Source organism: Undibacterium sp. Di26W, assembly GCF_049340265.1.
In the GTDB taxonomy this organism is placed as follows: domain Bacteria; phylum Pseudomonadota; class Gammaproteobacteria; order Burkholderiales; family Burkholderiaceae_D; genus Undibacterium.
The window spans coordinates 87,628-100,517 of sequence record NZ_JBMPOR010000019.1 but is presented as its reverse complement, the minus strand read 5'-3'; the positions used below and the strand labels follow the sequence as shown (position 1 = coordinate 100,517).

The window sequence follows — 12,890 nt, the reverse complement described above, 5'->3', positions numbered from 1 at the left end:
GTACTAAGACCATGGCTGACTAAACAGCGGGCCATCCCTGGCCTGCTGGTAGCACTGGCCGGCATGATCGGTCGTGCCGTGCTGGAATGGATACGCCATCGTGCTGCCAGCAAAGGCGCTGCGCTGGCATTTTATACGCTGTTTTCCATGGTGCCGGTCCTGATATTGGTGTTGGCGATTGCCGGTTTCTTTTATGGCGAACAAGCCGCCCGTGGGCAATTATTCAATCAGTTGCATGGCCTGGTAGGTCAAAGCGGGGCGGCAGCGATACAACTGTTGCTAGCCGGTGCCCACAATGACGATGCAGGGCGTATCGCTACCCTGATTGCCAGCGTGTTGCTGTTGATTGGTGCAACCAGCGTGTTTGCCGAGTTAAAAGAAAGCCTGGATGAAATCTGGCAAGTGCCGCCCAGCCGCAGCAACAGTCTGTGGCAGTTTTTACGCACGCGCCTGCTGTCGTTTGGCTTGATACTGGTGCTGGCATTTTTGATGCTGGTGTCACTGGTCGTCAGTGCCGTGCTGGCGGCACTGGAACATTACTGGCAAGGCAGCCGCACTGCCGTGGCACTGATACTGCTGCCGCTGTCGTCAGGCATAGGCTTCGCGGTGATTGCGTCCCTGTTTGCCGTCATCTTCAAGATGCTGCCGCAGGTGCGGCTTTCGTGGGGCGATGTCTGGGTTGGCGCGGCGGGCACGGCAAGTTTGTTCTATGTGGGCAAATTGCTGATCGGCGTGTATATCGGCAATAGCGGTGTCGCCAGCAGTTTTGGTGCGGCGGGCTCCATTATCGCCTTGCTGTTATGGGTGTACTACTCTGCCCAGATCTTTTTGCTGGGTGCAGAATTCACCCGCCAGTATGCCTACAGCCTGGGCAGCTTGCGCACCACCGGACTTGCTTCCCATGCCCAGGCCCTCCCTTAGAACCTGTTTACGATCTGTAGCGAGCGAGCGTCAGTGGGAGTAAGGGTAACAAAAAATGCAGCGCAAAAAGCGGAATGGTCTTAAGACCATGAGCATTTTGAGCAGCGCATGAGCCCCGCGTGGACTCCGATTGCGCTCGCGCAGTAAGATCGTAAACAGGTTCTTAGACGGAACGACACGGGTAGTATATTTACGGCAGCAGTGCGCCTTCAACGGCTTCAAGCTTGCCGTCGGATGGCAAGGCCGGAACATGGATCAGCTTCATGATCAATGGATAGACATGCACATTGTCGAACGGCGGCAGCACTGTCGCCTGCCTGAAGGACGGGCCGTTGGCAATAAACAGTGCCTGCATTTCTTTACTCAGATTATCGTAGCCGTGCCCTCCCTTGCCGGCCTTTGCTGCAGCCTTGGCATCGGGTTCCACCAGCCAACTCACTTCCGCCAGGCAGATAAAATGCGGCACACGCTGGTTTTGTCCATATTCAAAACGCGCTGGCAGGTTTTCTTTTTTCCAGCACTGCATATGTTCGTGGGCTTGCAGCAGCGCTTTGGCCACTGCTTCTTCTTGTCCCTCTTCAGGATTGATACCGGCATAGCTGCCATAGGTCACCACATTGGTGAGCGAGGGATTGACGATCTGGTCCAGTTGCACAGTACGTTCAGGACTGGTCGCAGCCATGCCGTGATCGGACACGATAATCAGGTCGGCGTCAATATGTCGCGCACGCAATCCCTCTGCCAGGCGGGCGATAGCGGTGTCGGCACTGGCTACCGCAGCTGTCACTTCTGCAGTATCAGGTCCAAATTCATGACCGGCGTGATCAACATGGTCAAAATACAGCGTCAAAAACTGTGGGCGGCTGGCACCTGGTTTGTCTATCCAGCCCAGCACGGTATCGACACGGTCAGACGGGCTCAGCTTGTCATCGAAGGGGCGGTATTCCGACGGACGCACGCCGTGTATGGCAGCTTCGGAACCTGGCCAGAACATGATGGCAGAGCGGACATGATTCTTTTCTGCGGTAACCCAGATTGGCTCTGCCTGATCCCACCAGCGGCGGTCACGCACCGCGCTGCTGTTGCTTAATTTAAAGCGCACGCCAGCAATCCTGGCGTCATCCATGGTATTGGCGACGATGCCGTGATGGTCCGGACGCAGGCCTGTCACCAGAGTGTAATGATTGGGAAAGGTAATCGATGGAAAGGACGGGCGCATGGCCTCTGCCCGCACACCACTGGCGGCCAGTGCATTCAGCCGCGGTGTCACGCCCCGGTTCAGGTAATCGGGCTTGAAGCCGTCTATCGATATCAGGATGACGGGATGGTAGGCGCGGTTGTCGCTGCTGGTACCAGCAGCAGTTTTTTGCGCCACTGGCGCACAGGCGGTTAGCAAAACCACTGTCCAGGCCATTGAGCAAGCCATTAAGGCACAAGCGAAAGTCTTTACGGGCAATGATTTCATAATGTATTGACAAGAAGACGAATGACATTCAAGTGAATGGAATAATTGGCAAGCGCGCCTGGTGCCTATTATGCGGCGAATAATAATGCTTATGAGAAAGATATTTGTATCTGAAATGTTAAGCCAAGTGACTTCCACGTGACCGGATAGTCAATTGTGACATTGGTGCCGATGGCTGGTGATAATATGGACAATAAATCCAACCCCACCTGCTGCTGCCTGGCACGCCCCGATCTTTGCGCAAGACCGGCAGTGCCATCCGCAGGTCTGGATAGCCCGGTTCCAGTTGTAAAGGATTGCAAAACATGCAAAATGGACGCAGACAAAGGCTTGCATACCGTTTATGATAAAAATTGCCTTGAAGCATGATTTATTTATAGGACTTACGCAAAATTGTCCCAGCAAGGCTATCGCTTTTAGGAAACCGCCCTTGCAGGGGAGGTTCGTTTCGTCGGCAGACAGCATGCTGTCTGAAACCCCGACTACACCGTAGCGACGAAGACAGTACGAATAGTACGCGGCTCCTAGGAGAGGAGCTGCAACGCAGCTGGGGCGGTTTTGCGTAAGTCCTCATTTAAAAGCTTGCCAAGGAAATGCAATGCACGGGTACTCCCCCGGCTATCTGAAAACAAGGCTTGTGTTCCCATCGGGACTACGGAAAAAGCACCATGACAGCGCACCGTGAAGAGACTGTAAGCAATTTACCACCCGTGCCGGCAAGGTCTATCCGCAGCTATTTGCTGATGCTGGTGTTGCTGGTATCGATGCCGCTGATGGCGGCGGTCGGCTTTGGCATCTATCATGATTTCCAGCAATCCACGGCCAATACCAAGACAGCCCTCAAGACCATGGCCAGTGTCATGATCAAAAATACCAAGGGCAAGCTGGCACAGGCACACCAGGTCATGGCGGGCATCGCCAGTTTGCCAGCGGTACGCCAACTGGCCCTGGCAGACTGCCCGGTGAAACTGGGCAACCTGGCCAACCTTGACCCTGCCTTTGCCCGCATCACCCTGGCCGATTTGCAGGGCAATATTCTTTGCGCCATATCGGGCAAAGACCAGGCGCAGGATGCCGCCACCCCTGAACTGATCAAGTCAGAATACATACAGGGTGCCATCCGCAACCGTGGCCTGAACATTTCCGCGCCGCACCGTAACCATAGCAACCATAGCAACCACAGTGACGACGGCAGTAGCAGCCCCTGGTCTACCACACTGAGCCTGCCGATCTGGAGCATGGAACAGCAAATAGTCGGCGTGGTCATGCTGTCGGTGGATGTCGGGTTTTATAACCCCAACATCCCGGGGGAGTTTTTGCCGGAATCCAGCCGTTACGGTTTTTTCCGTGATGACGGCATCCTGATCTGGCGTAACCTGGACCCGGACAAGATCATCGGTACCCGCCCCACTTCAGAAGCAGCAAAACATATCGTCGCATTGAAAAGTGGTGAGTTTGAAAGCCAGGCCGTGGACGGTGTGGTGCGCTTCATTTCGGTGGTCGCGCTGCCGGAATATGGAATGGTGGCCTTTGTCGGCGTACCGGCGCACACCGTCTTTGCTGAATCCAGGGCCAGGGCCGTCGAGTCCATCCTGCTGGTGTTATTGATGATCGCCCTGCTGTTGCTGGTTGCGTTTAGTTTTAGCCAACGGATTACCGACCCGATGATCGCGCTGGCCGACGTAGCGCGTGCCGCCAACAAGGGGGACCTGGGTGTCAGGGCACGCGCTGACGGCCCCAGTGAACTGCTGGCAGTGGCGCATGAATTCAATCGCATGCTGATCGCGCAACAGCATAGCGACGAACAGTTTCGCGCCTTCCTGGGCAATAGCGCCATCGTTGCCTGGGTCAAGGATTTCGACGGGCGCTACCAGTTTGTCAGTGACAATTTCTTGCGTCGTTTCAATACATCCATGCAAGATGTCCTCGGCAAGACCGATCATGAACTCTGGCCTGCCAGCGTCGCCGATGGGTATCACGATAATGACCTGCTCTTGCTGGAAAGCCGTCAACACAACGAAGCTGTCTGGCCATCCACCAATATCGATGGCAGCCTCAGCTGGTGGCTGGTGAATAAATTCGTGTTCACCGGTTTTGATGGCACGCCACAACTGGGCGGGCTGGCGGTGGATATTACCGAACGCAAGCGCGTCACGGATCTGGATGAACTGATCCTGCAAACCGCAATGGATGCCTTCTGGCTCATCAACAAAGACGGCGACCTGAAAGCCGTCAACCAAACCGCCTGTACCATGATGGGTTATACCCGTGAAGAAATGCTCGCCCTCAATATCAGCGATATCGATGTACTGGAAGGCACCAGCGGCATGACCTTGCATGAACGCGTCGACATCCTGCGCAAAGAAGGCAGCCAGCAGTTTGAAGCCCGGCAAAGGTGCAAGGATGGCCGCATCATCGATGTCGAAGTGTCGATACGTTATCTGCCCGGCCAGGAACTGTTTCCTGCCTTTGTGCGCGACATCACCGCGCGCAAGCAGGCAGAACAGAGCCTGCATCTGGCCGCCACCGTGTTTGAATCCCATGAAGGCATGTTCGTCACCAATGCCCAGAGGGTGATACAGCAGGTCAACCGCGCCTTTACCGAAATCACCGGCTACTCGCGCGAAGATGCCATTGGCCAGACCCAGGATTTATTGAAATCCGGCCAGCATGATGACGTTTTTTTTGCTGGCATGAGCCGCCGTCTGGAAGCCGAAGGTAGTTGGCAAGGCGAAATCTGGAACCGCCACAAAAATGGCCAGATCAGCCCGCAATGGCTGACCATCACTGCCGTGTATGGCAGTAACCATGAATTGCTGCACTATGTCGGCACCCTGACCGATATCACCACCCGCAAAGCTGCAGAAGATGAAATCAAGAACCTGGCCTTTTACGACCCGCTGACCAGGTTGCCCAACCGCCGTCTGCTGACAGACCGCCTGCAACAGGCACTGGCATCTTGCGCCCGCAGTGGCCGCAAAGGCGCGCTGATGTATATCGACCTGGACAATTTCAAGACCCTCAATGATACCCAGGGCCACCACAAAGGTGACCTGTTATTGCAACAGGTATCGGCACGCCTGATTCATTGCGTGCGCGAAGATGATACCGTGGCGCGCATAGGCGGCGATGAATTTGTGCTCTTGCTGGAAAATTTGAGCGAGGCCCCCAACGAAGCCGCCACCCAGATCGAAATGGTCGGCAAGAAAATCCTCGTTGCCCTGAACCAGGCGTATGACCTTGCTGGTTATGAATGTCACAGCACGCCCAGTGTAGGCATCACCCTGATTAGCGACCATGACACCAGTTCTGATGAATTGATGAAACAGGCTGACCTGGCCATGTATGCCGCCAAGACCGCCGGTCGCAACACCCTGCGCTTTTTTGATCCGGGCATGCAGGCCGTCGTCACCTCCCGCGCCGCCATGGAAAAAGAATTGCGCGAAGGCCTGCGCAATGAACAACTGCAGTTGTACTACCAGGCACAAGTCAACCATACAGGTGAGCTGATCGGTGTCGAAGCCCTGGCACGCTGGCAGCATCCGCAACGCGGCATGATTTCCCCGGCTGAATTCATCCCCCTGGCAGAATCCACCGGCCTGATACTGCCCCTCGGTTATTGGGTCTTGCAGACCGCCTGCAGGCAACTGGTCAGCTGGTCGCAGCAAGACCAGCGCGCCCACCTGACGATAGCCGTCAATGTCAGCGCCCGCCAGTTCCGGCAGGCAGATGTGGTCGAGCAGGTATTGGCCATCATCCACCAGACCGGTGCCAATCCGCACCTGCTGAAACTGGAACTGACCGAAAGCCTGCTGGTGGATGACGTTGAAGACATTATCCGCAAAATGGAATTACTGAAAGCAGCAGGCCTGTGCTTTTCGCTCGATGATTTTGGTACCGGCTATTCATCGCTGACGTATCTGAAACGCCTGCCGCTGGATCAGTTGAAGATCGACCAATCCTTTGTGCGTGACGTACTCAGCGACCCCAACGACGCCGCCATCGCCCGCACCATTGTCGCCCTCAGCCAGAGCATGGGCTTGTCCGTCATTGCCGAAGGCGTGGAAAGCGCCGAGCAACGCGACTACCTCGCCAGCCAGGGCTGCCTTGCCTACCAGGGTTATTATTTTGGCCGCCCCATGCCTATCGCCGATTTTGAAGCAGCACACCCGATCCGGCATCACTGAATAGGACTTACGCAAAATTGTCCCGGCAAGGCGCTGCAACGCAGCAGAGGCGGTTTTGCGTAAGTCCTATCGAACAATCATTCGCATGACAAAAACTATAATCTAAAGTAAATTATCATCTCCCGACGCCCCTCTGATTTGAAAGCGCCACAAGATGAAATCTGGATTAACGTTATTGTTATCTGTCCTGTTTTGCCAGTTGCTGGCGCATGCCGAGGTTGGCATGGCAGCGGTAGCCAAAGAAGCCAAACCCACCGCCCCCACTTCGGCCTCCTTGTCCAGCTTTGGCTACCGTGTCGGCGAACGCCTGGCCGATGTCAAGTTCAAGGACGTCAATGGGCGCGAGGGTGTGCTGTCGCAACTGGCTGGCACGCGTGGTGCCGTCATCGTCATGCGCGATGCGGAATGCCCGGTATCGCAACGCTATGCACCACGCCTTGCAGAATTTGAAAAAGAATACACCTCGCAAGGTTTTAATTTCGTGTATGTCGATGTCAGCCCCTATTCAGCCGCCGAAGCAAAACAAAGTGCTGCCAGCAGCAACTTGCAGGGCCGTGTGGTGCTCGACACCAATCACACCATCAGCAATGCCTTGCGGGCAGCATCCACTTCGGAAGTATTTTTAGCCGACCAGCACGGCACCCTGCTGTTTCGTGGTGCCATCGATGACCAGTACGGCATCAGCGTACACAAAGACGCTCCCGGGCAAACCTGGCTGCGCAAAGCCATCGCCGAACACCAGTCAGGTAAAGATATCGTCACCACACAAAGTGAAGCCAGCGGTTGCCTGTTGCCCGACCATGCAGGCGACATAATGCAGAACCGGCCCGTCACCTACCACAACCGCATCAGCCGCCTGCTCGCACAAAAATGCGAGATGTGCCACCGTGCTGGCGGTGTTGCGCCCATGCCCCTGCAGACCTATGCGCAAGTCACCGCCCGTAAAACCATTATCGACTACATGACCAGCAAGCGCCTCATGCCACCCTGGAATGCCGACCCCAGCGTGGGTCACTGGGCCAATGACAGGAGCCTGTCAGAACAGGAACTGGCCGATCTGTCCAACTGGTTTAAAGCCGGCAGCCCGGCTGGCAACGCCAAAGAAGCCCCTGCCCCACGCACCTATGTGGCTGGCTGGGACATGCTCAAGCCAGACGCCGTACTGCAAATTGCCGAGCCGCATACGGTACCGGCGCAAGGCGTGGTCGAATATCAGTACAGCTACCTGAAAACCGATTTTGACACAGACAAATGGGTCACCGCGATGGAAATACGGGCATCTGCCCCCAAGGTGGTGCACCACATACTGGTGTTTCTGGAAGAACCCGGTGCCAAGCGGCGGGCTGGTGGCATTGATGGTTTTTTTGGCGCGCTGGTACCCGGCACGCCATTGACGACCTTTCCCGAAGGTGCCGCCAAGAAAATCCCCAAAGGAGCCTGGCTGAAATTCCAGATCCATTACCAGCCGAATGGAACCGAGCAAATCGACCAGGCCAAAATCGCCTTCCAGTTTGCTAACGATGCGACCAATACCGACGCCAGATTAAAAGAAGTCAAAAGTGAATCTGCCTTCAACGCCAAGTTTGAAATACCACCCGGTGCCGCCAACCACCCAATAGAAGCCAGCTACCTGTTTCGCAAGCCAGGCAAACTGACCGCCTTGATGCCGCATGCACATCTGCGCGGCAAGGCCTGGAAGATAGAACTGGTAGACCCGGATGGCAAGCGCAGCCTGTTGCTGAATATTCCCAAATACGACTTCAACTGGCAAACCGCCTATCAGTTAAAAGAAGCCATTCTTGTGCAGCCTGGCATGCGCATTGCGGCCACGGCCTGGTATGACAATTCCAGCGACAACCCGGCCAACCCCAATCCCAAAGCCGCCGTGCACTTTGGTGAACAGACCTTTGAAGAAATGATGATCGCTTATTTCGACTGGATACCAGATTAAGCGCCATTGGGCCTGACCTGTCATCGCGGCTGCGGCAAAGCCAAAGCCCCTTTGACACCCAGGCCCAGCAAGACAAAATTCAATACCCCTATCAACAACGCAAAAAACACAAAGGCCAGCCAGGGCAAGGCTTGCGCATCAAAGGGCAAGAACAGCGAGGCAAATACCCGCGCATCAGAATACATGCCATTGCCCAAGGCTGCATATTGAAAGATATAGCTGGTGTCACTAAAGGCTGAATAACACATGATGATGCCCAGCACTTGCAAGGCCAGCCTTTGCCAGGCATCCGCAGCGCGCAATAAAAACAGACAGGCCATCATCATCAACACTGGCAATAGTAAAGCCAGCAAATGTGTCGTATGCCATTGTGCCAGCAAGGGGTAATCGGCAGTGCTCATCCATACCGGCTTGATCATGTAATAGCCGCCACAGGCAAAAAACAGCAACAAGACCAAGTAAGGAATCCACAATTTCGACGCCCTGGTCGATACCATCAGCAACACGCTGCCACACACCGCCGGCCCCAGCAAACCACCCAGCAAGACCAGGCTTTGCCAGCCACCACCGGTGATCGCCACACCACCATCCGCATCCATCTGGAACCAGTAAAACGATCCCCCGGGTCAGCAAGCTGGCCAGGCCATGCCCCATCTCATGCACGAACACCCCCACATAGCGCAGCGGTGCCGTCAACAAATACACTAGGTAGGCCAGATTGGGAAACAGCAAGGGCAAGACCACCCACAGCAAGAAAAACCCCACCATCAAAGACAGCAACATCCGCCGGTGACCAAGACCGTGATTGCTGCTTGTGCTGTGTGAATAAACCGATGGATGATTGACAGGCATGTGGTTTCCCGGGGTAGAAAATTACTGGCATAGTGTAAACCAGCTAACTGGGGAGTGTATATGTCGAACCCGATGAAGAAGAAAATTGGTGCGCACAGCGCACCCTACGCGGCGTCAAAATATTGACCGGCCATGCCCCAATTCATGATCATTTTGTAGGGTGCGCCGCGCGCACCAAATGTCTGGAAGTGGAAAACTTCCTGCTAACAAAGAGATATTGGTGCGTATGGTGCCCCTTATCTTGAGCCTGGACGCAGGTGAGTGCTATGCTAGCCCCTACCAACTCAAACACACCGAGGTCAATTTGCAGATCGCTTTCATCCAGGAAAACCACTACGTATCGGCGGTAGACTTGCTGCACGATATGAGCGTTCACTATAACGGTGAAAATGCTGTGCCCAGACAGATCATCCAACAACATTTTATGCAACACCTGCTTGGGCCTGATTCATCAATACGTATTGTGGTCGCCACGCGGGATGATGGCGTGGTTGTCGGGCTGGTGGCGATCACGATATTTCATTCGCTGGTCAACGCGACGGTCGGTGAAACGGGACAGCTTTTTGTGAAAGAACTGTATGTCTTGCGTACAGAACGTCGCACTGGTGTTGGTGAGGCACTGATGCAATGGGTGGCAACGTATGCACTGAGCAAAAATTGTGTGCGGGTTGACTGGCATGTCAGGGCAGATAATCAAGCCGGGCTGCGTTTCTACCAACACCTGGGGGGCGTACCTGTCGATGATAGATTGTGCTACCGCCTGTCTGGCAATGCCCTCACCCAGGCGGCAAAAACCGGCAGGGAATGAAGCATCCTCTGCCGGCAGCGCACCGGGTATTACTGAGCGGTTACCCGCCAGATGATATTGCCGACATCATCGGCCACCAGCAAGGCACCTTTGCTGTCGACGGCAACCCCGACGGGGCGCCCTTTGGCCTTGCCGTCTGCGGTTAAAAATCCGGTAAGTATGTCTTGCGGTGCGCCGGCTGGCTTGCCGTTTGCAAAGGGCACAAAAATCACCTTGTAACCACTGTGGGGCTTGCGATTCCATGAACCATGCTGGCCAACAAAGGCACCGCCGGCATAACTGGCTGGCAGCATCTTGCCATCATAAAACGTCAAGCCCAATGACGCCGTGTGCGCGCCCAGCGCATAATCCGGCACCAGGGCAGTGGCAACCAGATCAGGCCGTTGCGGCTTTACCCGCACATCCACATGCTGACCAAAATAACTATAGGGCCAGCCATAAAACCCGCCGTCGCGTACCGATGTCATATAGTCTGGCACCAGGTCGTTACCCAGTTCATCTCTTTCATTCACGGCAGCCCACAACTGTCCGCTTTGGGGTTGCCACGCCAGGCCATTGGCATTGCGCAAGCCACTGGCAAACAGTCGCATGCGGCCTGTCGCGATATCAATTTCATGAATGGCGGCGCGGTCTTTTTCATTCTCCATGCCGTTTTCTGCGACATTGCTGTTCGATCCCACTGACACGTACAGGCGCAAGCCATCGCGGCTGGCCACCAGGTCCTTGGTCCAGTGATGATCGATTTTTCCTGCCGGTAAATCCACGACCTTCACACCAGGCTCGGTAATGCTGGTTTGCCCGCGCTTATAGGGGTAACGCATGATGGCATCGGTGTTGGCCACATATAAATAGTCTCCCACCTGGGCCATGCCAAAAGGTGAATGCAAGCCTTGCAAGAATATGCTGCGGGTGCTGGCCACGCCATGTTCATCCAGGCCACGCAATAAGATGATGCGGTCGGGGCTGGGCATGCTGGCACCGGCTGAACTTTTAACCTTACCTTCCACCCATTTGCGGACGGCTTTTAAACCACTGGTGGTATCGTGTATTGCTGGTGCATTGCTTTCTGCGACCAAAACATCGCCATTCGGCAAGACATGCAACATGCGTGGATGATCCAGCCCCACTGCAAATGCTGCCACCGCCAAACCATTGGCTGCCTGCGGTTTTTCGCCCTTGGCCCAACCAATGGCGGGCGCGATGTTTATCGTCGGCACGATGGATTTTTCGGGGTCAGGCAAATGGGGTTGCGCACCAAAGCCCTGGGCTGCTGGCAGGCTGCTTTGTGCGCTGCATGCCTGCATCGTTGTCAGCAACATGAAGACAGGCAAGCGTGCTCTGACAAGCACATGGCCGAGGGTATCTCTCAGGCTTCCCGTCAGGGTAGCGGACGCGACAGGTATCATTATTTCTCCAGGCAGTAACAGGAAAGTGTTCCCCCATTACATCCCCCTGCAACCGTCCAGTCTGTTCGTTAACGTACAATGTCAGGAATTTTTTCAGGCTGTCACGGCACCACGGTGGTGAACAAATACACCGCAAAGATCACGCAATGGATGGTGCCCTGCATGATGGTGGTACGGCCGGTACCCAATGACAGCGAGGTAATGATCAGCGACAGCAACAGCAGCACGCTGGATTTGGCATCAATACCCAGCGTCAGCGACCAGCCGGTTGCCAGTGAAATCACGGCGACCACCGGTATGGTCAGGCCGATGCTGGCAAGCGCCGACCCCAGAGCCAGGTTGATACTGGTCTGCAGGCGATTGGCACGGGCCGCACGAAAGGCAGCAACCCCTTCCGGCAATAACACCACCATCGCAATGATGATACCGACCAAGGCATTCGGTGCACCGGCGGCCAGCACGGCATGTTCCAGCGTCGGCGCCAGCGACTTGGCCAGCAAGACCACGGCCCCCAGGCACAACATCAGCAAGCCGGCACTCATCCAGCTCATGGTATTGGATGGTAAAGGTGCGTGTGCTTCTTCATCCGTGGATACATTTTCAGGCAAGAAATAATCGCGATGGCGCACCGTCTGCACCAGCACAAAGGTTCCATACAGTACCAGTGAAACGATGGCGATAAAAGTCAATTGGCTGGGGCTGTAATACGGGCCTGCCACGGTAGACGTAAAATTGGGCAAGACCAGGGTCAGTACCGCCAGTGCTGCCAGTGTCGCCAGCGAGGTGCTGGCACCATGCAGGCTGAAGCTTTGTTCCTTGTGCAGGCTGGCACCGGCCAGCAGACAGATGCCGACAATGCCATTAAGGATGATCATGATGGCCGCAAACACCGTATCCCGCGCCAGGCCGGATGTGGCTTCCCCGCCCGCCAGCATCAGGGACACGATCAGCGCGACTTCAATCAGCGTCACCGCCAGGGCCAGCAGCAGCGTACCAAACGGCTCACCGATGCGATGCGCCACCACTTCAGCGTGATACACCGCCGTCAACACACCGCCAAACAGCGCAGCAGTCAGCACGATGGCATACCAGGGACCAGATATCAACAATGACCCCGCCAGGATGATCCAGGCAGCAAAAGGCGTAATAACAGACCAGGGCGGTAAGCGTGTGGGAATTTTCATAGTAAGACATGGCGGATCACACCAGCAAGATGAGTCAGCACTAAGTGGGTCAGCACTAAGCATAGCCGAAAAATGCTGCTCACATTCAATGAATTACAAGCCAGCCCATTGACGAC

The 12,890-nt window shown here is 55.4% G+C and carries 8 protein-coding genes; 4 read left to right on the top strand and 4 right to left on the bottom strand.

The annotated features are described in order from the left end of the window. The first annotated feature begins 63 nt into the window (after positions 1-63). Positions 64-921 (top strand): YihY/virulence factor BrkB family protein, encoded by an 858-nt coding sequence (locus ACO0LM_RS20260; RefSeq protein ID WP_423039384.1) that lies wholly within the window; start codon positions 64-66, stop codon positions 919-921. Positions 922-1,111: 190 nt separating this feature from the next. Here ACO0LM_RS20260 and ACO0LM_RS20255 read toward each other — a convergent pair whose 3' ends face one another. After that, positions 1,112-2,335, bottom strand: a complete 1,224-nt coding sequence (locus tag ACO0LM_RS20255) for an ectonucleotide pyrophosphatase/phosphodiesterase (protein WP_423039332.1) — start codon at positions 2,333-2,335, stop codon at positions 1,112-1,114. 719 nt (positions 2,336-3,054) lie between these two features. On the opposite strand from ACO0LM_RS20255, the gene ACO0LM_RS20250 reads away from it, so the two are divergent. After that, a complete protein-coding gene (locus ACO0LM_RS20250; RefSeq protein ID WP_423039330.1) occupies positions 3,055-6,573 on the top strand; it encodes an EAL domain-containing protein in 3,519 nt (1,172 codons plus the stop codon). A gap of 154 nt (positions 6,574-6,727) precedes the next feature. Beyond that, on the top strand, positions 6,728-8,524 hold the full coding sequence (locus ACO0LM_RS20245; RefSeq protein ID WP_423039328.1) for a redoxin domain-containing protein: 1,797 nt from the start codon (positions 6,728-6,730) through the stop codon (positions 8,522-8,524). A gap of 20 nt (positions 8,525-8,544) precedes the next feature. Here the strand turns inward: ACO0LM_RS20245 and ACO0LM_RS20240 are convergent, their stop codons facing one another. Beyond that, complete coding sequence (locus ACO0LM_RS20240) at positions 8,545-9,123, bottom strand: hypothetical protein (protein ID WP_423039326.1); 579 nt, start codon at positions 9,121-9,123, stop codon at positions 8,545-8,547. A gap of 479 nt (positions 9,124-9,602) precedes the next feature. Between ACO0LM_RS20240 and ACO0LM_RS20235 the strand changes: the two genes are divergently transcribed. Next, the gene (locus ACO0LM_RS20235; RefSeq protein ID WP_423039324.1) at positions 9,603-10,184 is read left to right on the top strand and encodes a GNAT family N-acetyltransferase; all 582 of its coding nucleotides are present in this window, start codon (positions 9,603-9,605) and stop codon (positions 10,182-10,184) included. Positions 10,185-10,213: 29 nt separating this feature from the next. Here the strand turns inward: ACO0LM_RS20235 and ACO0LM_RS20230 are convergent, their stop codons facing one another. Together ACO0LM_RS20230 and ACO0LM_RS20225 are read right to left on the bottom strand one after the other, a co-directional pair. After that, positions 10,214-11,503 carry a PQQ-dependent sugar dehydrogenase gene (locus ACO0LM_RS20230; protein WP_423039382.1) on the bottom strand — a complete coding sequence of 430 codons (1,290 nt, stop codon included), beginning with the start codon at positions 11,501-11,503 and terminating at the stop codon, positions 10,214-10,216. A gap of 188 nt (positions 11,504-11,691) precedes the next feature. Next, positions 11,692-12,774: a calcium:proton antiporter gene (locus ACO0LM_RS20225; protein ID WP_423039322.1), complete on the bottom strand. Its 1,083-nt coding sequence runs from the start codon at positions 12,772-12,774 to the stop codon at positions 11,692-11,694. Positions 12,775-12,890 lie beyond the last annotated feature (116 nt).